The organism is Streptomyces sp. NPDC126497 (assembly GCF_040302425.1).
Classification (GTDB): domain Bacteria; phylum Actinomycetota; class Actinomycetes; order Streptomycetales; family Streptomycetaceae; genus Streptomyces.
In genome coordinates, this window is sequence record NZ_JBEORT010000047.1 from 23,836 (window position 1) to 47,653 (window position 23,818).

Sequence of the window (23,818 nt, forward strand, 5' to 3'; positions counted from 1 at the left end):
ACGCTTCGGCGGGCGCCGAAAGGTCCGTGCCGCATGCTGGAGGGCATGACCACCAAGGACCCCCGGGCGGCCGGTCTCGCCCGCCTCGCATCGCTGGTCGCGGACGAGACGCGGGCCGCCTGTCTGCTGGCGCTGCTGGACGGGCGGGCCTGGACGGCGGGCGAGCTGGCCCGGCACGCCGGTGTCGCCGCCTCCACGCTGAGCGAGCACCTGGGCAAACTGGTCGCGGGCGGACTGCTGGCCGAGGAGCGGCAGGGGCGGCACCGTTACGTACGGCTGGCCGGCGCGCGGATCGCGCAGCTGGTGGAGGACCTGACCGCGCAGGTGGCCCCGGGCGCCGCCGGACGCCCGCGCACCCTGCGGCAGGCGGGCGCCGGGGCCGCCATGGCCCGCGGGCGGACCTGTTACGACCATCTCGCCGGGCGGCTCGGCATCGCCGTCACGGACGCCCTCACCGCACGGGGACTGCTGCTCCAGGACACCGGGTTCGCGCTCACGGACGCGGGTGTGCACTGGTTCTCCGCGGCGGGCATCGGCCTGGACCGCCGGGGCCGCCGTCCGCTGGCCCGCGCCTGCCTGGACTGGACGGAGCGCCGGCCCCACCTCGCCGGAGCGGCGGGCGCGGCCCTGTGCCGGCACGCCCTGGAGGCGGGCTGGTGCGTGCGCATCGGCTCCGAGCGGGCGGTGAAGGTGACGGAGGCGGGCGAACGCGCGCTGTCCGAGCTGCTGGGGATCGGCGCGGGGGCCCTCCGGTGACGGCCGGGCCCCGTCCGGGATCCGCGGACGTCCCACCCCTCGACCCTTCTGGCCTCAGGAGCATGATGCGCATCCCCGTCCCTCACCCCGCCCGTCGCCCGGAGGTGCTCGCGGCCTGCGCGGCCGGTGTCACCGTCGTGCTGTGGGCATCCGCCTTCGTGTCCATCCGCAGCGCGGGGACCGCGTACTCGCCGGGGGCGCTCGCGCTCGGACGGCTACTGGCCGGCGCGCTGACGCTGGGGGCGATCTGTCTGCTGCGGCGGGAAGGGCTGCCGCCCCGGCCGGCCCGGCGCGGGATCCTGATATCGGGGGTGCTCTGGTTCGGGTTCTACATGGTGGCCCTGAACTGGGGCGAGCAGCGGGTCGACGCCGGCACGGCGGCGCTGGTGGTGAACACCGGGCCGATCCTCATCGCGCTGCTCGGGACCCGGCTGCTCGGGGACCCGATGCCACCGAGGCTGCTGGCGGGGATGGCCGTGTCGTTCGCCGGTGCGGTGACCGTGGGACTGTCGATGTCCGGCGGGGGCGGGTCCTCGGTGCTCGGGGTGGTGCTGTGCCTGCTGGCGGCCGTGGCCTACGCGGGCGGGGTGGTCGCGCAGAAGCCGGCGCTGGGCGCGGCGAGCCCGCTGCAGGTGACGACGTACGGGTGCCTGGTCGGGGCGGTGGCCTGTCTGCCGTTCGCCGGGCGGCTCGTGGAGGAGGCCGCCGACGCGCCCGTCCCCGCCACGCTCAACATGGTCTATCTGGGCGTCTTCCCGACCGCCCTGGCCTTCACCACCTGGGCCTACGCACTGGCCCGTACGACCGCGAGCCGGATGGGCGCGACGACCTACGCGGTGCCCGCGCTGGTCGTGCTGATGTCATGGCTGGCGCTCGGCGAGGTGCCGGGCCCGCTCACGCTGGTGGGCGGTGCCCTGTGTCTCGCCGGCGTGGCGGTGTCCCGGTCCCGGTCGGGGACGGCGGCGCGGGCGGCCGCGCCCCCGGCCGCCCGGGAGGAGACCACCCGCGGGCCCGGCCGGGGGCCGGTCGTCCGGACCCGGACGAGATCCGGACGACGCCCCTAGAAGACCACCAGCGCCCGTCCGCCCCTGCCCGCCCGCATGGTGTCGAAGGCGGCCGGGATGCCGTCCAGGGCGATCCGTTCGGTGACCAGGGCGCCCGGGTCCAGGCGGCCGGCCCGGATGTGTCCGGCGAGGACCGGGAGGTCGCGGGCCGGGTCGGAGTCGCCGTAGACGCAGCCGGAGAGGGTGCGGCCCCAGTGGAAGATCTCCAGGGCGTTGAAGGTGACCTGCTGGTCCTTGCCGCCGATGCCGACGACCGTGGTGCGTCCGCCGCGCCGGGTGGACTCCCAGGCCGTGCGGATGGTGGTCGCCCGGCCGACGCACTCCACGGCCGCGTCCACGCCCTCCTTGCCGGTGAGGGCACGGATCTCCCGGGCGGTGGTGTCGGAGGCGACGAGGTAGTCGGTGGCGCCGGCGGACCGGGCGAGCTCCTCCTTCTCCGGGGAGACGTCGACCGCGACGATCGTGGACGCGCCCGCGATCCGGGCCGACTGGAGGGCGGCGAGGCCCACTCCCCCGACGCCGAACACCGCGACGGTCTCCCCCTGCCGCACCTTCGCGGAGTGGTGGACGGCGCCGTAGCCGGTGAGCACCGCGCAGCCCAGCAGCGCGGCGTCGGTGAGCGGGACGCCGTCCGGGGCCGGCAGCACGCAGGAGGCGGACACCACCGTCTCCTCGGCGAACGCGGCGACGTTCAGTCCCGGGTACAGGTCGGTGCCGTCGTCGGCGCGGCGGGCGTGCACCTCGGCGGCGCCGGCCAGGGCGTTCGCGCACAGCCAGACCTCGCCGCGCGCGCAGGCGGGGCAGGAGCCGCAGGACGGGGCCCAGTTGAGGACCACGCCGTCGCCGGGCGCGACATGGGTGACGCCCTCGCCGACGGCGACGACCGTGCCGGCGCCCTCGTGGCCGAGGACGGCCGGGGCCGGCAGGCGCATGGTGCCGTCGGACAGGGACAAATCGGAGTGGCAGACCCCGGCGGCGGCGAGCCGGACGCGGACCCGGCCGGGACCGGGTTCGGGCAGGTCGATCCCGGTGATCTCCAACGGGACACCGACGGCGGGCAGGACAGCGGCGCGTACGGCCATGACGGATGCGACTCCCCTAGAACTGGAGGGACTTGGTCTGGAGGTACTCGGCCAGGCCGTGCGCGCCGAGTTCACGGCCCACACCGGACTGCTTGTAACCGCCGAAGGGGGCGAGGGGGTTGAAACGGCCGCCGTTGATGTCGACCTGGCCGGTCTCCATGCGGCGGGCGAAGGCCACCGCCTCCGCCTCGTCCCCGGCCCAGACGGCGCCGGCCAGGCCGTAGACGGTGCCGTTGGCGATGCGCAGCGCGTCGTCCTCGTCGTCGTAGCGCAGGACCGACAGGACGGGGCCGAAGATCTCCTCCTGGGCGATGGTCATCTCCGGGGTGACGTCGGCGAAGACCGTGGGGCTGACGTGGTAGCCCCGCTCGTGCGGGGAGTCGGGGCCGCCCGCGACCAGCCGGGCCCCCTCGGCGACGCCCTTCTCGATGTACCCGCGCACGCGTTCCCGCTGCGCGGCGTTGACGAGCGGGCCGATGCGGTCGCCGTACTTCGCGGCGGCGGCCGCGGCGAGTTCCACGGCCTCGTCGTACCGGTCGCGGTGGACCAGCATGCGGGTCCAGGCACTGCAGGTCTGGCCGGAGTTGGACATGACGTTGGCGACGCCGACGTTGACCGCGCGGGCCAGGTCGGCGCTGGGCAGGATGACGTTGGCGGACTTGCCGCCGAGTTCCAGGGCGACCCTCTTCACCATGCCCGAGGCGATCGCGCCGATGCGGCGGCCGACGGCGGTGGAGCCGGTGAAGGAGACCAGGTCGACGCCCGGGTGCTCGGCGAGGGCCTGCCCGGCCACCGGGCCGAGGCCGGTGACGAGGTTGAACACGCCCGCCGGGACCCCGGCCTCGTGCACGGCCTCCGCGAACAGCCGGGCGACCAGCGGGGTGTCCTCGGCGGGCTTGACGACGACGGTGCAGCCGGCCGCGAGGGCGGGTGCGGCCTTGGCGACGATCTGGTGGAGCGGGTAGTTCCAGGGGGTGATCGCGCCGACCACGCCGACGGGCTCGTGCAGGACCGTCGAGTTGCCGGTCCTCTCCTCGAAGGCGTACGTCGCCGCCAGTTCGGCGTACGAGCCGGCCACGGCGATCGGCACGCCGGCGTGGACGGTCTGCGAGAGCTTGAGGGGCGCGCCGAGTTCGGCGGTCACCGTCCCGGCGATCTCGTCCTGCCGGGCCACCAGCACGTCCCGCAGCGCGGCCAGCCGGGCGGCGCGCTCGGCGGGCGGGGTGGCGGCCCAGGCGGGCAGGGCGGCCCGGGCGGCGCGCACGGCGGCGTCGACGTCCTCCACGGTGCCCGCGGGCACCGTGGCGATCACCTGCTCGTCGGCCGGGTTCACCACCTCGATCACGTCCGGGCCGGCCGCCGGGCGCCAGGCGCCGTCGATGTACATGCCGTCGTGTGCCTTCATCGCGCTTCCTCCGGGGCGGGGCGTCGGTGTCCGACCGCTCAGTTCGTGCGAGCCTCCTAAACTAGCGATGTTAGTTTTACCGCGCCAGGGGCTCCGCGCATGCGTGTCATTCCTCCAGGTCGGGCAGGCGCGCCGGGCTGGGGCAGATCCGCTCGCCGTTCTGGTCGAAGACGAACAGGTGGCCGACGTTCACCAGGAGCGGTACCTGCATGCCCTGCCGGAGGCGGATGTCGGGGGTGGTGCGGACGATGAGGTCGCCGGGGACGCGGGGTTCGGCGGAGACGGGGGCCGGGTCCGGTCCTCCGGGCCGCTCCGGCGTCGCCACCGGCCCCGCGCGCAGCGCCCCGGCCCGTTCCCGCAGCCGGTGCAGGACCGTGCCCCCGCGGCGGCGCCGGGCCGTGCGCGCGGGCCGCGGGCGCGGGGCCTCGAGATCCGGGACGACGGCGGGCCGGGAGCCGGTGTCGAAGTGGACCAGGACCTCGTGGCCCTGGAACTCCAGGTGCTCCACCAGGCCGGTGAGCGCCACCTCGCCGGTCCGCGCGGCGGACGGCTTGGCGATCCGCACGGCCTCCGAGCGCAGGCCGACGATGACCTCGCGGCCCTGCTGCACCCGCAGCAACTGGTGGTCCAGGGACAGCGGTTCGGGCAGCCGCAGGAACTGCTTGCCCAGGCTGATGGTCATCGCCCCGTCGAGCGGGGCACGTACCAGGCCGCGCAGCAGATTGATGCGCGGGGTGCCGATGAACGCGGCGACGAAGACGTTGGCCGGCAGGGCGTAGACCGTGCGCGGGGTGCCGACCTGCTGGAGGACCCCGCCGCGCAGCACGGCGACGCGGTCGCCGAGCGACATGGCCTCGGACTGGTCGTGGGTGACGTAGACGGTGGTGACGCCCAGTTCCCGGGTGAGCTGGGAGATCTCGGCGCGCAGACGGTTGCGGAGCTTGGCGTCGAGGTTGGACAGCGGCTCGTCCATCAGGAAGGCGGAAGGGTGGCGGGCGATGGCCCGGCCCATGGCGACGCGCTGGCGTTCGCCGCCGGAGAGCTGGGCGGGGAAGCGGTCGAGGAGGTCCTCGATGCCGAGCATGCGGGCGGTGGCGTCCACCCGCGGGGCCGGGTCGGCGCCGGGGGACTCGATGCGCAGCGGAAAGCCTATGTTGTCGCGGCTGGACATGTTCGGGTACAGGGCGAAGTTCTGGAACACCATCGCCATGTCCCGGTCGGAGGGGGGCAGGTCGTTGCCGTACTCGCCGTCGAGGAACAGCCGGCCCTCGTCGATGTCCTCCAGCCCGGCGATCATGCGGAGCACGGTGGACTTGCCGCAGCCGGAGGGGCCGAGCAGGACGAGGAACTCGCCGGGCGCGATGTCCAGCGACAGCCGGTCCACCACGCGGACGCCTCGCGTGTATGCCTTGCTCACGTCGTGCAGGGAGATGGCGCGTGTCATGAGGGTGCCCCCGGAGGCGGATCTGGGCGCTGGTGCTCCGCGTTCGGAACGCCCCGCGCGGGCCGCACGGGACGTATGGGTCACGGAAGCTAACGGAAAGTAGCAGCCGGGGGAAGACACGGGACGGGATCGGGGCGTCCCGGTCCAGCAGGTGAGAAAGCGGACGTCCGGATTCGGCGGGGGCCGGTGTTCCGCGTCAGTCGTCCCCGCCGGCGGGGTTCCCCCCGGCCGCTCCGCGCGCCCGGCGCGGACCGCCCCGGGCCGCCCCGGGCGACGCGGACGCGTCCTGCGACGGGCGAGGACGGGAACACCGGACAGGACGATCAGGAGCACGCGGTCCCCCCTGTGCGCACGGCACGCCTCCCGGTGTGCGTGATCGCGCCGTCCTGCCCGTGCGGACGCGCCCGCCGGGCACCGGCTAGCGGACCGTACGGCGCCCGAGGCGGTCCCCGGTGGTCTTCCGGGCGGGCGGCGGGTCCTCGGCCGGCCGGGACGGGGTGCGCAGGGCGACGCCCGAGGACAGCAGGAGCAGGGCGCCGAGCATCACGAACGGGGCCGCCGCGCCCGCGACCCCCGCGACCAGGCCCGCCGCCGCGGGGGCGGCGACCTGGCCCAGGCGGTTGCCGGTGAGGCGCAGGGCGAGGGCGGTGGAGCGGGCCTCGGCGGGGGCGGCCCGGACGACCGTCGTCATGGACAGCGGCTGGCCGACGCCCAGGCAGAAACCGAGGACCGCCAGGACCAGGGCCAGCGCCCACACCGGCAGCGGCAGCGCGAGGCCCGCGCACAGCAGCGCCGCCAGCAGGCAGGTCACCGTCAGCAGCACCGTGCGGCCGAGCAGGCGCAGCAGCGGGGTGAGGACCAGCCGGCAGGCGATGGTGGCCGCCGCGCGCAGGCTGAGCAGCAGGCCGATGACGGCCGGGTCGATGCCCCGGTGCTCGCCGACCACCGGGAGGTAGGCGGTGAGGATGTCGGTCGCGGACAGCACGGCCAGGCTGACGAGGATGCCCGCGGGGACGCCCCGGGCCCGCAGGATGCCCCGCACCGGCACCCGTGCGCCCTGTCCCGCACGGGACGCCGGGGCCCCCGGTCGCTCGATGCGCCACAGCGAGGTGAGCGCGACGGCGCCGCCCGCTCCCGCCGCCAGCAGGGCGAGCGCGCTGGTGCGGGCCATGTCCGCGCCGATCAGCGCGCCCGCCGCGATGGGACCGGCCAGCTGGCCGAGCGAGGCGCCGATGGTGAAGTGGCCGAAGTTGCGGTCCTGTTCGTGCGGGGCGGACTGGCGGGCGACGAGGGACTGCGCACCGATGACGAAGCAGAGGTGGCCGAGGCCCATCACCCCGCTCCACAGGGCCATCGTCCACAGCGACCCGGCCAGGCCGCTCAGCGCGCAGCCGCCGGATATGAGCACCACGCCGGCCGGGAGCAGGGGTGCGCAGCGGCCGTGGTCGGTGCGCCGGCCGAGCGGTACGGCGGCGAACAGCGGCAGCAGCGCGTACACGCCCGCGATCACACCGACCGCCCGCTCGTCCGCGCCCAGCGCGAGCGCCCGGTAGGAGACGGCGGGCCGGGCCATCGACACCGCCCCCTGCGCGAAGCCGAAGGCGATGACGAGGCGGAGCAGCCAGCCGCGGTTCCCACCGGGCGTCATGATCGGGTCCTTCCTGACGGTGGTCCGGGTGTCCGGCTCAGATGGTGCCGAACAGGATTCCGGCCGCGAGGATCAGCAGGCAGATCATGGCCGCCCACTTCACCACGAACCGGGTGTGGTCGCCGAACTCGACCCTGGCCATGCCGACCAGGACGTACACGGCGGGGACGAGCGGGCTGGACATGTGCAGCGGCTGGCCGACGAGGGAGGCGCGGGCCATCTCCAGCGGGGAGACGCCGTGCGCGGCGCCGGCTTCGGCGAGGACGGGCAGGACACCGAAGTAGAAGCCGTCGTTGGACATGAAGTAGGTGAGCGGGAGGCTCAGCAGGCCGGTGACGACGGCCATGTGCGGGCCCATGCCCTCGGGGATGACGTCCACCATCCACTCGGCCATGTGGTCGACCATGCCGGTGCCCTGGAGGACGCCGGTGAAGACGGCGGCGGCGAAGACCATGCCGGAGACGTTGAGGACGTTGTCGGCGTGGGCCGCGAGCCGGGCCTTCTGGTCGGGGATGTGCGGGAAGTTGACGGAGAGCGCGAGGGCGGCGCCGAGCAGGAACAGCACCGGGATCGGCAGCAGTTCCATGATCATGGCGGTGAGCAGGCCGACCGTGAGCAGCGCGTTGAACCAGTACAGCCCGGGGCGCAGGGTGGGGCGGTTCGGGTCGAGGCCCTGGAAGTCGTCGTCGCCCTCCTCGCCGGCGTCCGTGCCGGAGCCGCCGGTGTGCTTCCCCGGAGCGGTACCGGAGCCACCGGCCTGCTTCCCCGGAGCGGTACCGGAACCACCGCCCGCGCCGACGAGGACCGTCTCCGTCTCCTCGGCCTCCTCCTTCACCAGCGCCTCGTCCAGCGTCAGCACGCCCAGCCGCCTGCGCTCGCGCAGGCCGAGCACGTACGCGAGGACGACGACACCCAGCAGGCCGACCAGCAGGGCCGGGATCATCGGGACGAAGATGTCGCCGGCGTCGAGCTTGAGCGCGGTCGCCGCGCGGGCCGTGGGGCCGCCCCAGGGGAGCGTGTTCATCACGCCGTTGGCCATGGCGGCGACACCGGTCATCACGACCAGGCTCATCTTCAGGCGCTTGTACAGCGGATACATCGCCGAGACGGTGATCATGAAGGTGGTGGAGCCGTCGCCGTCCAGCGACACGATCGCGGCGAGCAGCGCGGTGCCGACGACGATCCGCATCGGGTCCGCCCTGCAGAACCGGAGGATGCCGCGGACGATCGGGTCGAAGAGTCCGACGTCGATCATCACACCGAAGTAGACGATCGCGAACATGAGCATCGCCGCGGTGGGCGCGAGGCTGGACACGCCGTCGATGACGTAGTCACCGAGGTGGGCGCCCTTGCCGACGAACACGCAGAACAGCGCGGGGATCAGCACGAGCGCCGCGATCGGCGACATCTTCTTCAGCATGATCAGGACCAGGAAGGTCGCGATCATGACGAAGCCGAGGAGGGTCAGCATGAGTGGATACCTAACGTTCGCCCTTGAACATCCCACCAGGGCCGGCGGTGCGTCGACGTTAGGTTCCGTAAAGCCGCGTTAACAAGACGTCCACCCGCGAGCAATAAGCGCAAAACCCCAGGTCACAGCTTTGCTCAGGTCAGAGCGCCGAACGTTTCGCCCGTGGCGGCGGCCGACGGGACCACCTCGACGGGGAAACCGTTGAGGACGGCGTTGCCCGACAACGGGTCGAGGAGGCTTCCGTCGAGGAGCTGGTTGACGTTGGCACCGGGGTCGGTGGCGGCGTGCCGGGTACGGGTGCCGGGCCGGTCGTGGCCCCAGCCGTGCGGCAGGCTCACCACGCCCGGGCGTACGGCGTCGGTGACCTCGGCGGGCGCGGTCACCTCTCCCCCGGCGCCCTTGATCCGCACCGGCTCCCCGTCCCGTACGCCGAGGCGTCCGGCGTCCTCGGGGTGGAGGTGCAGGGTGCAGCGGTTGGAGCCGCCGGTGAGGGCGGGCACGTTGTGCATCCAGCTGTTGTTGGAGCGCAGGTGGCGGCGGCCGACGAGGACGAGTCCGGCGGGGCGTTCACCGAGGGCGGCGCGCAGCCGGGGGAGGTCGGCGGCGATCGGTTCCGGCAGCAGCTCCACCTTGCCGCTGCGGGTCTTCAGGGGCTGCGGCAGCCGCGGGCGCAGGGGTCCGAGGTCGATGCCGTGCGGGTGGGCGAGCAGCTTCTCCAGGGTGAGCCCGTCGGGGTCGGCGCCGAAGCCGTCGCCGTAGGGGCCGAGGCGCAGCATCGTGTCGAGGCGCCGTTCGGGGCCGTCGGCGCCGGTGAGCAGGGCGGCGAGTTCCTTCGGGTCGCGTCCGTGGACCGGGGAGTGCGGCTCCCGGACCGCCTTGGCGAGGGTCCGGTCGATCACCATGGCGTCCACGGCGCCGGGGTCGGTGCCGTGCATGCCGGTCGCGGCGAGGACGAGCCGGGCCAGGATCTCGGTCTCGGCCATCCGGCCGGGTTCCAGGGGGACGGCCGCGCGGGTGTAGCGGACCTGGTTGCGCACGGCGAGGGTGTTGAAGGCGAAGTCGTGGTGCGGGCTCTGCGCGGGCGGGGGCGGCGGCAGGACGACGTCGGCGTGGCGCGAGGTCTCGTTGAGGTACGGGTCGACGCTCACCATGAAGTCGAGCGAGCCGAGCGCCTTGTCGAGCCGGTCGCCGTCCGGGGCGGAGAGCACCGGGTTGGCGGCGACGGCGACGAGGGCGCGGACCGGCTCGCCCTCGTCGGTGGGGGTGTCGATCTCCTCGGCGAGGGCGGACAGCGGCAGCTCGCCCTTGGCCTCGGGGTGCCGGCTCACCCGGGAGTGCCAGCGCCCGAGGGCGAAGCCGCGGCCGGGGCCGGCGGGGCGCGGGGTCCTGTCGGTGGCGGCCTGCGGGAAGAGGGCGCCACCGGGCCGGTCGAGGTTGCCGGTGAGGATGTTGAGGACGTCGACGAGCCAGCTGGCGAGGGTGCCGTGCGGGACGGTGCAGCTGCCGATGCGGCCGTAGACGGCGGCGGTGGGGGCGGCGGCGAGTTCCCGGGCCAGGGTGCGGAGGGTCTCCGCGTCGACGTCGCAGGCGCCGGAGACCGCTTCGGGGATGAAGTCCCGGAGCGCGGCCGCGAGTTCGTCGAGCTCTTGGATGTGCGGCGCCCGCTCGCCGAGGTCGACGAGGCCCTCGTCGAACAGGGTGTGCGCCATCGCCGCGAGCAGCAGCGCGTCGGTGCCGGGGCGGACGGCGAGGTGCCGGTCGGCGAGGCGGGCGGTGCGGGTGCGGCGCGGGTCGACGACGGTGAGGGTGCCGCCGCGGGCCTTCAGGGCCTTGAGCCGGCCGGGGAAGTCGGGGGCGGTGCACAGACTGCCGTTGGACTCCAGGGGGTTGGCGCCGATCAGCAGCAGGTGGTCGGTGCGGTCGAGGTCGGGCACGGGGATGGCGTTCGCGTCGCCGAAGAGCAGTCCGCTGGAGACGTGCTTGGGCATCTGGTCGAGGGTGGAGGCGGTGAACAGGCTCCGGGTGCCGAGCCCGGCGATGAGGACGGGCGGGTAGAGGGCGCCGGCCACGGTGTGGACGTTGGGGTTGCCCAGGACGATGCCGACGGCGTGCGGTCCGTGCCGCTCGACGACGGGCCGTATCCCTGCGGCCACGGCGTCGAAGGCCTGCTCCCAGGTGGCCTCGCGCAGTTCCCCGTCGACGCGGACCAGCGGGGTGCGCAGCCGGTCGGGGTCGGAGTCGACGGCTCCGAAGGCGGCTCCCTTGGGGCAGACGAAGCCCTTGCTGAACACGTCGTCGCGGTCGCCGCGGGCGCCGGTGACCCGGCCGTCGTCGATGGTGAGCGTCAGGCCGCAGGTGGCCTCGCACAGGGGGCAGATACGAAGGGCGGTGCGGGGCACGGGGCCTCCCGGGTGCGGCGACTGCGGTGACGCGCGGACGGGCCGAGCATACCGACCGGTATGCACGGAGGGGAGGGGGTCGCCGGGGGCGGCTCAGTCCAGCGTCCGGGCCAGATGGGCCCGCAGCATCTCCCGCAACTCGCCGATGACCTTCTCGTCCCCCTCGGGCGTCATCCGGAACGCCAGGTGGACGAGGGCGTCGGCGGTCTCGACGGCGACGAGCACGGTACGGCGCAGGTCGTCGTCGGCCTCGCGGCCGAGGTAGCCGGAGAGCAGGTCGGTGAGGCGGCCGGCGACGCGGTGGTTGGGTTCGGCGCGGCGGGCGCCGGCGGGTATCTGGTTGCCGAAGTCGACGAGGGAGAAGCCGGGAGCGGTGCGCTTCATGTCGAGGTACTCGTCGAGCACGACGTCCACGGCGTGCCGCCAGCCCCGGTCCCCGGTGACCCCGAGGCGCTCGGTGACCCGTTCGGCGAAGCGCTCCAGGTTGCGCTGGGCCAGCGCGTCGGCCATCTGGCGCTTGTTGCCGAAGAAACGGTAGACGGAGCCGATGGGCACACCGGCGCGCTGGGCGACGGCGCGGGTGCTGAGGTCGTCGTAGCCGGCCTCGTCGAGGAGCGCGGCGCAGGCGTCGAGGATCCTGGCCAGCCGTTCGGCGCTGCGCCGCTGCACCGGCGCCCGGCGGAGCGATGTCGCGTGGGGCACGGGGCTCATCATGCCCGCCCGTCCCCGCCCGGTGAACCCCGCCCTCCGTCACGGCCCCGCCCGTCCGCCCCGCGCGTCCCTTCCGGGGGCGCCGCGGCGGCCGGCCCGGCGCCCGGTTCCCGGTCCGACACGGTGATGTCGGCCGTGCTCTCCACGGGCCGGCCGTCCACGGCCCACACCGAGCCGTCGTCGGCGTACAGGCGGGCGGTGACGTGGTGCGTGCCGCGCGGGACGGAGTGGCCGGGGAGGTGGTACTCGGGGGTGCGCAGCAGGGCGACGCGGCGGCCGTTCAGCTCCAGGCGCGCCAGGCCCCGGCCGGCCACCGCGCGCCGGCCGGCGCCGCCCGGCGAGAAGCGGAAGTTGCGCACGGACAGCCGTACGTCCCAGCCGCCGTCGGTGTCGGGGGTGACCTCGACGCCGACGGCGGGCGCACCCTCCTCGTCCACCTCGCGGTAGGGGCGGCCCTCCCCGTCCCGCTCGTCCAGGAGTTCACCGGCCGGCGGGAACGACTTCCCGTCCTGCTCCCGGGTGCCGCTCGGACCGCAGCCCGCGGATCCGGCCAGGAGTGCGACACAGACCGCGAGCGCGGTGATCGGTTTCCGCGTCCACGACATGCCCGGGAGCGTAGAACACCGGTGCGACCGGAGGGATCCCCCTGAAGTCGGGTTCCCCGTCCTCCGCCGAGAGGAGGGCGGCGGAGGGGGAGAGGGGCCGCGCGGCCCCCTTGCGTCGCGGAAAACGCAATCCTACGGTGTCACATAGGAATCCGATCACAAGGGAGCACCGGGTATGAGCGATGGGGGCACCGCCCGCGCGAGCGCGTTCGAGCACGAGGGAGCGCGCAAGATCGCCGAAGGGCTGGAACACCTCTCCGGTTTCGGCAACGAGCACAGCTCCGAGGCGGTCCCGGGCGCCCTGCCCGTGGGCCGCAACGCACCGCAGCGCGCACCGCTCGGGCTGTACGCGGAGCAGCTGAGCGGCACGGCGTTCACCGAGCCCCGCGCGGAGAACCGCCGCTCCTGGCTGTACCGGATCCGCCCCTCGGCCGCCCACCCGGCCTTCACCCGCACGGGCAACGGGGCGCTCCGTACCGCGCCCTTCACCCAGACCGTGCCCGACCCCAACCGGCTGCGCTGGAACCCGCTGCCGGAGCCGGCCGGCGGCACCGACTTCCTGGCCGGGCTGTGGACCCTGGGCGGCAACGGCGACGTCGCCCAGCGCACCGGCATGGCCGTGCACCTGTACCACGCCACGGCCTCGATGGACCGCGTCTTCGGCGACGCCGACGGTGAGCTGCTGATCGTCCCCGAGCGCGGCGGGCTGCTGCTGCGCACGGAGTTCGGGCTGCTGCACGTGGAGCCGGGACACATCGCGCTGATCCCCCGTGGGGTGCGGTTCCGTGTGGACCTCCTCGAGGACTCCGCCCGCGGCTACGTGTGCGAGAACTACGGAGCGCCGTTCCGGCTCCCCGACCTCGGCCCGATCGGCGCCAACGGACTGGCCAACGCCCGGGACTTCCGCGCGCCCGTCGCCGCGTACGAGGACGTCGAGGGGCCGGTGGAGGTGGTGAACAAGTTCTGCGGCAACCTGTGGTCGGCCACCTACGACCACTCCCCGCTGGATGTCGTGGCCTGGCACGGCAACCATGTGCCCTACGCCTACGACCTGCGCCGCTTCAACGTGATGGGCACCATCTCGTACGACCACCCGGACCCGTCGATCTTCACGGTGCTGACGTCCCCGAGCGACACCCCGGGGCTGGCCGGGGTGGACTTCGTGGTCTTCGCGCCGCGCTGGCTGGTGGGCGAGGACACCTTCCGGCCGCCGTACTTCCACCGGAACGTGATGAGCGAGTACATGGGCCTGATCGAGGGCGCCTACGACGCGAAGGCGGAGGGCTTCGTGCCGGGCGGGGGCTCGCTGCACAACATGATGTCCGCGCACGGCCCGGACCGGGAGACGTTCGAGCGGGCGAGCACCGCGGAGCTGCGCCCGCAGAAGGTCGACGACGGTCTGGCGTTCATGTTCGAGACCCGCTGGCCGGTGTCCCTGACCCCCCAGGCGGCGCGGGCGGAGCACCTGCAGCAGGGCTACGACACCGTGTGGCAGGGACTCGAGCGTCACTTCCGGCCGTTGCACTGAACCGTTCCCGACCGGTACGGATAGCCTGTGACCTCCTTCGCTCCGGACTCGATCGTCCTCAATCGCAAGCTGCCGCTCTGGTATCAGGTGTCGCAGTCGCTGCGCGCCTCGATCCTCGGCCGCTCGCCCCGGGACCCGCTGCGCCTGCCCACCGAGGAACAGCTCGCCGGGCACTACGGGGTGAGCGTGCTGACCATGCGGCAGGCGCTGAAGGAGCTGGAGGACGAGGGCCTGATCACCCGCCACCGCCGGCGCGGCACGTTCATCGAGCCCGCTGCCCGGCGGGGCGCCCCGGTCCGGCTGCTGGGCTCGGTGGACGCCATCGTGGCCCAGCAGTCCGGCATGACGACCGAGTTGCTGGAGCACGGTCCGGCGCCGGTGCCGGCGGAGATCGCCGAGTACTTCCCGGACCTGTCCGAGGCGGCGGCGTACCACCGGCTGCGCAGCGACGAGAAGACCGGCGAGCCGACCAACCACGCCCGCAACTGGGTCCGCCCCGACCTGGCCGCCCGGATCGACCTGGACGACCTGGTGCGGTGGCCGATGACCAAGGTGCTGCGGGACGTCGTCGGGGCGGACATCAGCCGGATCACGGACACGGTGGAGGCGCGGCTCGCGGACCCGGAGACGGCCCGGCTGCTCCAGGTGCCCCTGCTCAGCCCGATCCTGCACTACACGGGCGTCACCTACGACCCCGACGGCCGCCCCCTGGACGTGGCCGTCATCCACTACCGGGGCGACCGCTTCTCCTTCACGGTGACGCTGGACGCCACCTGATCCGCCGCTCCACAGGTCGTACGATGCCCTGCGTGACGCATGACGACGCTCCGCTGCTGGCGGACCTCATGCCGTGGTCCGTCGCACCGCCGCGGCTCGGCCGGGGGTGGCCGGCGGCCCCCGACGCGGCGTCCCTGAGGGCCCGTTGGAACGCCCTGGTGGAGGCCGAGGGGCCGGCCCGCGAGGCGCTGTTCGGGTCGACCCGTTCCCGGACGCCGTACACGGCGGTCGGACAGCTGCCGGGACGCGGCGGCGGCACGGAGCGGCTGGCCCGCGCGTCGGGCCCGTGCCCCGAGCCGGTACGGGTGCTGTACGGCCCGTTCGACGAGCAGTGGCTGATCCCCGACCAGCGGCTGATCGACGCGGCCCGGCCGGAGCTGTGGCGGGTGGCGGACGAACGGCAGGTCTTCGTCGTGGAGGCGGGCTCCGCCCGGGACCTCACCGGTCCTCCCCTGCTGGTCACCTCCCTGCTGCCGCTGGTGCGCACCGGCCGCGTCCGGCCGCTGTACCGCCGGCCGGGCGCCGTGGAGGCGAACCTGGCCCCGGGGCTGACGGACCACCTCGCCGCCAGGCTCGGCCGGGACACCGCGCCGGCGGACGTCCTGGCGTGGGCGGTGGCGGTGGCGCGCGTCACGCCCGCCGGGCCCGCGGTGCCGCTCACCGGGGACGCCGAGGTGTGGGCGCGGGGCGTGGCGGTGGGCCGCCGGATGCTGTGGCTGGCGCGGCGCGACGGGGAGCGTCCCCGGCTTCCCGGCGGACGCCGCCCGTACGTGCGCGCCCCGCTGCCCTCCCGGCCGGCGACCGTGGACTACGACCGGGACGAGGAGGCCCTGCTGCTCGACGGGGGCCGCATCTCCCCGGTGCCGCACGGGGCCTGGGACTTCGAGGCCGGCGGTGTCCGGGTGCTGGAGCGGTGGTTCGCGGCCCGCACCGGGCCGGCCGAGCCGGGCACCCTGGACGCGATCCGGCCGGCCGGCTGGCCCCAGAGCTGGACCTCGGAGCTGCTGGAACTGATCACGGTCCTCGCCCTGCTGGCCGAACTGCGTCCGCGGCAGGAGGCGTTGACGGACCCGGCCGTCCCCGACCCGATCACGCCGGCCGAGCTGCGCACGGCGGGCGTGCTCCCGGTGCCCCCCTCCGCACGCCGCCCCGCCTCGGTGCTGGACGCCCGCGAGGAGGGGCCGGAGGGCCAGCTCGCGCTGATCTGAGGGTCAGCCGCGGGGCTCGAAGCCGTCCAGGACCCGGCCGAGCGCCCGCTCGAAGACCGCCTCCAGATCGATCGGCCCGGCGTCCTCCGCGAAGGCCGCCGCCATCCGCGGGTACTCACCGGTCGCGATCCGGCCGCCCAGGTAGGCGATCCGGATCGCGTTCTCCTGCTCCTGCGACCAGGGCAGCGAGCGGGTGCGTTCGGCGGTGGCCAGCTCGTTGGTGACGTAGGTCGTCACGACGCCGTTCAGCATCGCGATCAGCTCCAGCTTGGTGCCGTAGGGCCCGGGGAGCGGATCCAGGCAGACCAGGCAGTGCTCGAGGTAGCGCAGGGAGTTGGGGCTGAAGCCGTAGACCGGTGACATCAGCCGCGGCAGCCACGGGTGGCGGTGCATCAGCGCGCGGGTCTGGTGGGCCACCCGGAGCATGTCGGCGCGCCAGTCGCCGCTGGGCTCCCACAGTTCGTGCTCGCCGCCGGCCGCGTCCACCATCAGCTCGTGCAGGTCCTCCTTGCGGGGGACGTAGTTGTACAGCGACATGGTGCCGCAGCCCAGTTCGGCGGCGACGCGGCGCATGGAGACCGCGTCCAGGCCCTCGGCGTCCGCGATCCGCACCGCCGCCGCCGCGATGTCGGCGCGGGTGTACGCCGGTCGCGGTCCACGGCCGGTGCGCTCGGGGCGCGCCCAGATCACTTGGGGTTCGGCCGCTCGGCCCGCCATCGGTCATCACCTCTCCCACCATCGTAGTTACGTACACCGTACGTAGTGCGCTATGGTCACCCCATGACTACTACGTACGCTGTACTTAGTGAGGGTCTGGAGAAGCGCTTCGGGGAGGTGCGCGCCCTGCGCGGGCTGGATCTGGCGGTGGCCGAGGGCACGGTGTGCGGCGTGCTCGGGCCCAACGGGGCGGGCAAGACGACGGCCGTCCGGCTGCTGACCACGCTGCTGCGGCCCGACGCGGGATCCGCGCGGATCGCGGGCCACGACCTCCTGCGGGAGGCCGCCGCCGTACGGCGCAGGATCGGCGTCACGGGGCAGGACACCTCGATCGACGGGGACCTCACGGGCCGCGAGAACCTGCGGCTGTTCGCCCGGCTGCACCGGGTGGGCGGGGCGGCCGGGCGGGCCGCCGGGCTGCTGGACCGCTTCGGGCTGACGGAGGCGGCCGACCGGCCGGCGTCCGGCTGGTCGGGCGGCATGCGGCGCCGGCTGGACCTGGCGGCGAGCCTGATCCGCCGTCCCGAGGTGCTGTTCCTGGACGAGCCGACGACCGGGCTCGATCCGGCCAGCCGGACTCTGATCTGGGACGCGGTCCGCGAGCTCACCGGCGAGGGCACCACCGTGCTGCTCACCACCCAGTACCTGGAGGAGGCCGACCGGCTCGCCGACGACATCGCCCTGGTGGACCGGGGCCGGGTCGCGCACACCGGCTCGCCGGCCGAGCTCAAGGCCCTGGTCGGCACGCACGCCGAGGTGGTGGTGGCGGACGCGGAGGCGCTGGCGGCGGCGGCCGGGGTGCTCGACCGGATGACGGGCGCGCGGCCGTCCCTCGACCGGGAGCGCAACGCCGTCGGCGCGGTCACCAAGGACCCCGCGCTCACCCTCCCGCACCTGGTGCGCACGCTGGACGCGGCGGGGGTGCCGCTGCTCGACGCGAGCCTGAGGCCGCCGACCCTCGACGACGTGTTCCTGCGGCTGACCGGCGGAGCCGGTTCCGCCCACCCCCTCGACGACAAGGAGCGTGCCGCATGAGCACGTTGGCGTACGACGGCACCGCGATGCTCGGCCGGCAGCTGCGGCGGATGCGGAACAACCCGGGGCTGCTGATCCTCACCCAGACGATGCCCGTCAGCATGCTGCTGTTCTTCGGCTACGTCTTCGGCAGCGCGCTCGCCGTGCCGGGCGCGGAGTACCGGTCCTTCCTGGTGCCGGGGCTGCTGGTGGCGACGGCGGCGGGCGGGGTCATGACCGGCATGTTCCAGTCGGCGCAGGACGTCCACCGGGGGGTGACGGACCGGTTCCGCACGCTGCCGGTGAGCCGGGCGGCCGTGCCGGTGGGCCAGGCGGCGGCGGACGTGCTGGTGACGGCGGCCGGGACGGTGCCGTTCCTGCTGGTGGGGCTCGCGGTGGGCTGGCGGGTGGAGGGCGGCGTGCTCGGCGCCGTGGGCGCCCTCGCCCTGTTGCTGCTCTTCCGGTTCGCCTGCGTGTGGATCGGGATGTACCTCGGTCTGCTCACCCGGAACGAGGAGGCGGCCGGCCAGCTGGGCGGGGCGACCTTCCTGCTGCCGCTGCTGTCCAGCGCGTACATCCCGACGGCGGGGCTGCCGGACGGGCTGCGCACGGTCGCCGAGTGGAATCCGATCAGCGCGGTGGCGACGGCGCTGCGGGACCTGTTCGGCAACGCGCCCGTGCCCGACGGGGCGGCCTGGCCGGTGGCGCACCCCGTCGCGGGGTCCCTGGGGTGGTGCGCGGTGCTGCTCGTGGTGTTCGTGCCCCTGGCGGTACGGCAGTACGGGCGCGGGAGGGGATGAGGCCCTGCTGTGTCAGGTTCCTGCCAGGACGGAGCCGGTGGGTGCGCCCCCGGAGCACTGCCGGGTGGGAACGGGGGCGCCGGCACGGGGACGTGCCGGTGTCGGACCGGGCGCCGCCGGCGCCGTGGGGAGCACGGCCGGGGCGGGGCGCCGCGCCGGGACGGTGGCGGACCGTCCGGGCGCCGGCGCTACCGGCTGCCGAACAGGGAGCGGCGCAGCCGACGCAACGGGGCGAAGAGCGAGACGCGGCTCGCCCGGGCCCGCGCACCCCTGGCGCCGCGGTCGTGCGCGGCGTCACGCGCGATGAGCTCGCGCATCAGCAGCGTCGCCTCGGCCGTCTCCCGCTGCGGGACCGCGGGTCCCCCGAGGACCGAGAGATGGCGGTCGAGGCGCGAGCTGGTCGCGCTGCTCCCGCAGGTGATCGCAGGGACCCTGGCCCTGCTGCGCACTGTTATCTGTTCCATGTCACTCCCCACCCGTACGAGTCCACCCGGCCCGGGCAGGGTAACCCTATCGCCCCGGCCGGGCACCCGTGTATCGAGGTCACAGGATTCACCTTCCCTGTAAGGGGGTTGACGAACACTCGACGATTACTCTCCGAATTCGACCGTTTTCAGGGCGAGTTGGACGATGGGGCGGGTAGTGGGCCGCGGCGACCCGCCCTCGGGTCCGACGGTCACGGCGAGTGACGTGGCGGCGGCGTCGAGACCGGGGGCGATCAAGGGCGCGTCGCCCTCGAACAGCCCCAGGGAACGCGGCCGTGCGTCCGGACCCATGAGCCAGAGCCGGCGCACACGTCCGTTCGGAGGGTCGTCGTATCCGCCGGGGTGACACCGGTGACGACGAGGACGGCTCGGTGGACGACCCGGGCCGGCGGACGCCGCCGTTCCCCGAGGGAGGCGGGCGTACGCGGCACGACACGGTGGTCGTGACGACGTCCGCGGGGACCGGGACGCATCGGAGCGAGATCGGCGTGGAGGTCCGCAAGCCGGTGCGGACGGCCTCCGGGACGGTGCCGTTCCGGTGATGTGCGAGGCGGAGACCCCGCCGGACGGAGCCTCCGCCTCCCCTTCCGGTTCGGACGACGACGAATCCTGAGGGTCAGGCCGCCGCGTCGAACACCGGCAGATAGCCGCCGGACTGTCCGGCGGCCGTCGGGTGGTACGAGTTGCCGATGTTGAACCAGTCCACGCTGTGCAGCCAGGAGTTGCCGGAGCAGATCTCGTGGCCGGTGAAGGTGGTGCGTACGTCGCCGAAGATGAAGCCGTGGGCGCCGGCGCGCTGGGCGATGGCGTTGTCGAGGTGGTCGGCGGCGTCGTTGATCGCCTTCCGCTTGGTCTCGGAGAGGCCGATGCAGGAGGTGCCGAGCTTGTAGAAGCGGGGGTAGCCGAGCACCACGACGCGGGCGTTGGGCGCCCGGTCGCGGATCGCCGAGTAGACGCCGTCCAGCTTGCCGGGCAGCGTCGAGTCGACGTACGCCTTCGCGGTGGCGATCCGCGAGAGGCAGGTGCTGTCGGACTGGAGCAGACAGGTCGTCATGACGTCGGAGAAACCGGCGTCGTTGCCGCCGACGCTGATCGAGACCAGGCCGGTCGAGGTGGAGAGCGGGCCGAGCTGACCGGAGAGGACATCACCCGTTCGAGCGCCCGAGCAGGCCGTGAAGGCGAAGGACGAGGGCGAGTGGGCGGTCTTCCAGAGGTAGGGGTAGGCCTTCGTGCTGCGCTTGCAGTCGCCGCTGGAGGAGTCGTAGCTGCCGGCTCCGACGCCGGAGGCGTAGGAGTCGCCGAGCGCCACATAGCCGCCGACTGCTGCCTGTTGGGACGCCTGCGCCGTCGTGGCCCCGGTGAGGGCTGCGGTGGCGGCGAGGAGGAGCGATCCGAGGAAGAGGGCAATTCGGGAACGTCTCATGGAACCTCCCTTTAGCAGGATCTCTGCCGCAACCGTCGTACCAACTACGCGTGTTGACCGGAAGTGTTCATGCCAAAACTGTTGCCGTTCGGTCCTGGAAGGAATCCGGCCGCACGGGCTTTCGCTCCCTTGACGGCCCTTACCGGGTGCGCCACATTGAAGTCCGGCATCCGACGCTTCGGGGGGCAAAGTCGGCCATGCGGATCCACCCATCCCGGCAAGAGACGTGCGTACCGGCCAAACCGACGAAAACGTGATCGACCCTTCCAGGTCTTGCCATTCGGGTTCAATCGTCAATACCGTCATACATCTCACTCGCACCGGTCCGTCGGCAAGCGGCTCCAGGGGAGGGCTCAGGACCGCGACGCACCGGCGCGGGGCGCGGTAGGGGGGTGCCGTGCCCGGTGACCGCAGGCGGTGACCGGGCCGTGCCGCGCGGTCGGCTGCCGTTTGCGCGGCCGGCCAGATCAGCCAGCTCACCCGGCGCGCACGTCGGCACCGCCGGCGCGCCCGTGGGGTGAGGACCCCCCTTTCGAACCGGACGAACAGCCGGGCCGTCCGAGGGGCGGGCGGTCCACCGGACGAGAGGGACCAGACCCATGAGTTCCGTTCTGCAGCCGGCGACCGAGGACCAGGATCCGCCGGCCGCCCGCACGTACCGGCCCGTCTCCTCCCACCTGGCCATCGCGCCGCCGGTGAGCGTGGTGATACCGGCCATGAACGAGGCGGAGAACCTGCCGTACGTCTTCAAGACGCTGCCCGACTGGATCCACGAAGTGGTCCTGGTCGACGGCGACTCCACCGACGGCACCGTCGAGGTGGCCCGCGGGCTGTGGCCCGGCGTCAAGGTCGTCGGCCAGCGCGGCAAGGGCAAGGGGGACGCGCTGCGCTCCGGCTTCGAGGCCTGCACCGGCGACATCATCGTGATGGTCGACGCGGACGGCTCGGCGGACGGCAACGAGATCGTCAGCTACGTCTCCGCACTGGTCTCCGGCGCGGACTTCGCCAAGGGGTCCCGCTTCGCCAACGGCGGCGGCACCGACGACATGACGTTCATCCGCATGCTGGGCAACCGGGTGCTGTGCGCCGCCGTCAACCGCAAGTTCGGCGCCCGGTACACCGACCTCTGCTACGGCTACAACGCCTTCTGGCGGCACTGCCTGGACAGGATCGACCTCGACTGCACCGGTTTCGAGGTCGAGACCCTGATGAACATCCGGGTCGTCAAGGCCGGCCTCAAGGTGCAGGAGATCCCCAGCCACGAGTACCTGCGCATCCACGGCACGAGCAACCTGCGGGCCGTGCGCGACGGGCTGCGCGTGCTGGGAGTGATCCTCGGGGAGCGTTCCAACCGGCGCGCGCTGCGCCGGCGTCCGCGCCCCTCGCCGCTGCTCGGCACGGTCCGGGGGAAGACGTCTTGAACGGTCCCGGCGCCCCGGGCGTCTCGGTCGTGGTCTGCGCCTACACCGAGGACCGCTGGGAGGACGTCCTCGCGGCGGTCGCCTCGGTACGGTCGCAGTCACGGCCGGCCCTGGAGACCCTGCTGGTCGTCGACCACAACCGGGGCCTCCTGGACCGCCTGGACGAGGAGTACCGGGAGACCGACGACGTGCGGGTGCTCGCCAACGCGGGCCCCCGCGGCCTGTCCGCCGGCCGCAACACCGGGATCGCCGCCTCGCGCGGGGAGGTCGTCGCCTTCCTCGACGACGACGCGGTGGCCGAACGCGACTGGCTGAAGCACCTCGCCGAGGCCTACGGCGACCCTCGGGTGATGGCGGTCGGCGGGCGCACCGAGCCGGTCTGGGCGTCGGGCCGGCGGCCCGCCTGGTTCCCCGAGGAGTTCGACTGGGTGGTGGGCTGCACCTACCGGGGCCTGCCGCGCGGGCGGGCGCGGGTGCGCAACGTGCTCGGCGGCAACGCCTCCTTCCGGCGCGAGGCCTTCGACGCGGCGGGCGGCTTCGCCACCGGCATCGGACGCGACGGGAACGAGCGCCCGCTGGGCGGCGAGGAGACGGAGCTGTGCATCCGCCTCGGCCGCGCCCGGCCCGACGCGGTCCTGCTGATCGACGACCGCGCGGTGATCCACCACCGGGTGCCCGAAGTCCGCGAGCGCTTCCGCTACTTCCGTGCCCGGACCTACGCCGAGGGGCTGTCCAAGGCGCTGGTGGCCCGCAGCGTGGGGGCGGAGAAGGGGCTCGAGTCCGAACGCCGCTACACCACGCGCGTCCTGCCGGCCGGGGTGGCGCGGGGGCTGCGCGACGCCCTGCTGGCCCGCCCCGGGGGCGCGGGGCGGGCGGGGGCGATCGTGGCCGGGGTGCTCACGGCGGCCGGCGGCTACCTGGTGGGGAGCGTACGGGCCCGGCGGGGCGGGGCCGCCTTCCCCGTGGTGGGCGTCGAGGGGGGCGGGCCGTGACTGACGTACGCGTGCCGGTCCTCATGTACCACGCGGTCGCGGCCGATCCCGGCGAGGCGACCCGCGCCCTGTCCGTGTCCCCGGAGGCGTTCGCCGAGCAGATGGCGGTGCTCGCGGACCGGGGCCTCACCCCCGTCACCACGACCGAACTGGCCGCGCACTGGCGCTCGGGCCGCCCGCTGCCCGCCCGGCCGGTCCTCGTCACCTTCGACGACGGCTACGAGGGCGTGCACCGGCACGCGCTGCCCGTGCTCGCCGGGCACGGCTTCCCGGCCACCCTGTTCGTCTCCACCGGCTGGCTGAGGGGGCCGTACGACACCGGCGGCGGCCCGGACACCATGCTCGACTGGGACCAGGTGCGCGAACTGGCCGGCGCGGGCGTGGAGATCGGCGGGCACAGCCACAGCCATCCGCAGCTCGACCAGCTCGACGACCACCGGCTGCGCTCCGAGCTGGTCCTGTGCAAGGAGATCGTCTCGGACCGGCTCGGCTCCGTGCCCGCCTCGTTCGCCTATCCCTACGGCTACTCCAGCCGCCGGGTGCGCGAGGCGGTACGGGAGGCGGGCTACGCCCAGGCGCTCGCCGTCGGCAACGCTCTCGCCCGCCGCTCCCAGGGGCCGTACGCCCTGCGGCGCGTGACGGTGCGCAGGTCCACGTCCGCCGCCGAGTTCGAACGGCTGGTGGAGGGGCGGGGCGTGGCGCGCGCCTTCGCCCGGGACCGCGCGCTGACCAAGGGCTACGCGATGGTGCGCCGGGCCCGGCGGGCACGGGCGCTGATCCGCCGGCCGCCGGACCGGTGACGTGCGGGCGGCGCGGCCGGGGGGGGGGGCCCCCCCCCGGCCCCCGACCGCGCGGTGTCAGACGTCCT

General features: G+C 74.1%; 21 protein-coding genes and 1 pseudogene. 10 read left to right on the top strand and 12 right to left on the bottom strand.

Annotation, left to right across the window (positions count from 1 at the left end; genetic code table 11):
- Positions 1 to 45: 45 nt before the first annotated feature.
- Positions 46 to 756 carry an ArsR/SmtB family transcription factor gene (locus ABTY20_RS20400; RefSeq protein ID WP_351998421.1) on the top strand — a complete coding sequence of 237 codons (711 nt, stop codon included), beginning with the start codon at positions 46 to 48 and terminating at the stop codon, positions 754 to 756.
- A gap of 62 nt (positions 757 to 818) precedes the next feature.
- Positions 819 to 1,820 carry a DMT family transporter gene (locus tag ABTY20_RS20405; RefSeq protein WP_351998422.1) on the top strand — a complete coding sequence of 334 codons (1,002 nt, stop codon included), beginning with the start codon at positions 819 to 821 and terminating at the stop codon, positions 1,818 to 1,820.
- Here ABTY20_RS20405 and ABTY20_RS20410 read toward each other — a convergent pair.
- The 8 genes from ABTY20_RS20410 to ABTY20_RS20445 all read right to left on the bottom strand — a co-directional run bounded on the left by ABTY20_RS20410 (position 1,817) and on the right by ABTY20_RS20445 (position 12,585).
- Positions 1,817 to 2,902 carry a Zn-dependent alcohol dehydrogenase gene (locus ABTY20_RS20410; RefSeq protein WP_351998423.1) on the bottom strand — a complete coding sequence of 362 codons (1,086 nt, stop codon included), beginning with the start codon at positions 2,900 to 2,902 and terminating at the stop codon, positions 1,817 to 1,819. The genes ABTY20_RS20405 and ABTY20_RS20410 overlap by 4 nt on opposite strands.
- Before the next feature lie 16 nt (positions 2,903 to 2,918).
- Complete coding sequence (locus ABTY20_RS20415; protein ID WP_351998424.1) at positions 2,919 to 4,307, bottom strand: aldehyde dehydrogenase family protein; 1,389 nt, start codon at positions 4,305 to 4,307, stop codon at positions 2,919 to 2,921.
- Positions 4,308 to 4,413: 106 nt separating this feature from the next.
- Positions 4,414 to 5,751, bottom strand: a complete 1,338-nt coding sequence (locus tag ABTY20_RS20420; RefSeq protein ID WP_351998425.1) for an ABC transporter ATP-binding protein — start codon at positions 5,749 to 5,751, stop codon at positions 4,414 to 4,416.
- Positions 5,752 to 6,169: 418 nt separating this feature from the next.
- Positions 6,170 to 7,399 carry an MFS transporter gene (locus ABTY20_RS20425; protein WP_351998426.1) on the bottom strand — a complete coding sequence of 410 codons (1,230 nt, stop codon included), beginning with the start codon at positions 7,397 to 7,399 and terminating at the stop codon, positions 6,170 to 6,172.
- A gap of 37 nt (positions 7,400 to 7,436) precedes the next feature.
- Positions 7,437 to 8,906, bottom strand: coding sequence for a CitMHS family transporter (locus tag ABTY20_RS20430; protein WP_351998427.1), 1,470 nt, complete (start codon positions 8,904 to 8,906; stop codon positions 7,437 to 7,439).
- 98 nt (positions 8,907 to 9,004) lie between these two features.
- Positions 9,005 to 11,269 (bottom strand): molybdopterin oxidoreductase family protein, encoded by a 2,265-nt coding sequence (locus tag ABTY20_RS20435; RefSeq protein ID WP_351998428.1) that lies wholly within the window; start codon positions 11,267 to 11,269, stop codon positions 9,005 to 9,007.
- A gap of 93 nt (positions 11,270 to 11,362) precedes the next feature.
- The gene (locus tag ABTY20_RS20440; protein ID WP_351998441.1) at positions 11,363 to 11,980 is read right to left on the bottom strand and encodes a TetR/AcrR family transcriptional regulator; all 618 of its coding nucleotides are present in this window, start codon (positions 11,978 to 11,980) and stop codon (positions 11,363 to 11,365) included.
- On the bottom strand, positions 11,980 to 12,585 hold the full coding sequence (locus tag ABTY20_RS20445) for a hypothetical protein (protein ID WP_351998429.1): 606 nt from the start codon (positions 12,583 to 12,585) through the stop codon (positions 11,980 to 11,982). The genes ABTY20_RS20440 and ABTY20_RS20445 overlap by 1 nt, the downstream gene beginning before the upstream one ends.
- A gap of 175 nt (positions 12,586 to 12,760) precedes the next feature.
- Between ABTY20_RS20445 and hmgA the strand changes: the two genes are divergently transcribed.
- Genes hmgA through ABTY20_RS20460 form a run of 3 tightly spaced genes read left to right on the top strand, consistent with a single transcriptional unit; the run spans position 12,761 to position 16,098 of the window.
- Positions 12,761 to 14,113, top strand: coding sequence for a homogentisate 1,2-dioxygenase (gene hmgA / locus ABTY20_RS20450; RefSeq protein ID WP_351998430.1), 1,353 nt, complete (start codon positions 12,761 to 12,763; stop codon positions 14,111 to 14,113).
- A 27-nt stretch (positions 14,114 to 14,140) separates the two neighbouring features.
- Positions 14,141 to 14,890, top strand: a complete 750-nt coding sequence (locus ABTY20_RS20455) for a GntR family transcriptional regulator (RefSeq protein WP_351998431.1) — start codon at positions 14,141 to 14,143, stop codon at positions 14,888 to 14,890.
- Positions 14,891 to 14,913: 23 nt separating this feature from the next.
- Positions 14,914 to 16,098 carry a type ISP restriction/modification enzyme gene (locus ABTY20_RS20460; RefSeq protein WP_351998432.1) on the top strand — a complete coding sequence of 395 codons (1,185 nt, stop codon included), beginning with the start codon at positions 14,914 to 14,916 and terminating at the stop codon, positions 16,096 to 16,098.
- Between the two features lie 3 nt (positions 16,099 to 16,101).
- On the opposite strand, the gene ABTY20_RS20465 is transcribed toward ABTY20_RS20460, so the two are convergent.
- Complete coding sequence (locus ABTY20_RS20465; RefSeq protein ID WP_351998433.1) at positions 16,102 to 16,815, bottom strand: TetR/AcrR family transcriptional regulator; 714 nt, start codon at positions 16,813 to 16,815, stop codon at positions 16,102 to 16,104.
- Positions 16,816 to 16,878: 63 nt separating this feature from the next.
- On the opposite strand from ABTY20_RS20465, the gene ABTY20_RS20470 reads away from it, so the two are divergent.
- Both ABTY20_RS20470 and ABTY20_RS20475 read left to right on the top strand, forming a co-directional pair.
- Positions 16,879 to 17,850 carry an ATP-binding cassette domain-containing protein gene (locus ABTY20_RS20470; protein ID WP_351998434.1) on the top strand — a complete coding sequence of 324 codons (972 nt, stop codon included), beginning with the start codon at positions 16,879 to 16,881 and terminating at the stop codon, positions 17,848 to 17,850.
- Positions 17,847 to 18,629, top strand: coding sequence for an ABC transporter permease (locus ABTY20_RS20475; RefSeq protein WP_351998435.1), 783 nt, complete (start codon positions 17,847 to 17,849; stop codon positions 18,627 to 18,629). Before ABTY20_RS20470 ends, ABTY20_RS20475 begins: the two co-directional genes overlap by 4 nt.
- 188 nt (positions 18,630 to 18,817) lie before the next feature.
- Here the strand turns inward: ABTY20_RS20475 and ABTY20_RS20480 are convergent, their stop codons facing one another.
- The 3 genes and pseudogenes from ABTY20_RS20480 to ABTY20_RS20490 all read right to left on the bottom strand — a co-directional run bounded on the left by ABTY20_RS20480 (position 18,818) and on the right by ABTY20_RS20490 (position 20,537).
- On the bottom strand, positions 18,818 to 19,093 hold the full coding sequence (locus ABTY20_RS20480) for a hypothetical protein (protein ID WP_351998436.1): 276 nt from the start codon (positions 19,091 to 19,093) through the stop codon (positions 18,818 to 18,820).
- Positions 19,094 to 19,219: 126 nt separating this feature from the next.
- Positions 19,220 to 19,450 (bottom strand): annotated as a pseudogene (locus ABTY20_RS20485) (anti-sigma factor); the annotation flags it as partial.
- A gap of 280 nt (positions 19,451 to 19,730) precedes the next feature.
- Positions 19,731 to 20,537, bottom strand: a complete 807-nt coding sequence (locus tag ABTY20_RS20490; protein ID WP_351998437.1) for an SGNH/GDSL hydrolase family protein — start codon at positions 20,535 to 20,537, stop codon at positions 19,731 to 19,733.
- Between the two features lie 599 nt (positions 20,538 to 21,136).
- On the opposite strand from ABTY20_RS20490, the gene ABTY20_RS20495 reads away from it, so the two are divergent.
- From ABTY20_RS20495 to ABTY20_RS20505, 3 genes are read left to right on the top strand one after another with little or no spacing between them, the layout of a single operon-like run.
- On the top strand, positions 21,137 to 21,958 hold the full coding sequence (locus ABTY20_RS20495) for a glycosyltransferase family 2 protein (protein ID WP_351998438.1): 822 nt from the start codon (positions 21,137 to 21,139) through the stop codon (positions 21,956 to 21,958).
- Positions 21,955 to 22,950, top strand: coding sequence for a glycosyltransferase family 2 protein (locus ABTY20_RS20500; RefSeq protein WP_351998439.1), 996 nt, complete (start codon positions 21,955 to 21,957; stop codon positions 22,948 to 22,950). The genes ABTY20_RS20495 and ABTY20_RS20500 overlap by 4 nt, the downstream gene beginning before the upstream one ends.
- Positions 22,947 to 23,750 carry a polysaccharide deacetylase family protein gene (locus ABTY20_RS20505; protein WP_351998440.1) on the top strand — a complete coding sequence of 268 codons (804 nt, stop codon included), beginning with the start codon at positions 22,947 to 22,949 and terminating at the stop codon, positions 23,748 to 23,750. Before ABTY20_RS20500 ends, ABTY20_RS20505 begins: the two co-directional genes overlap by 4 nt.
- The last annotated feature ends 68 nt before the right edge of the window (positions 23,751 to 23,818 follow it).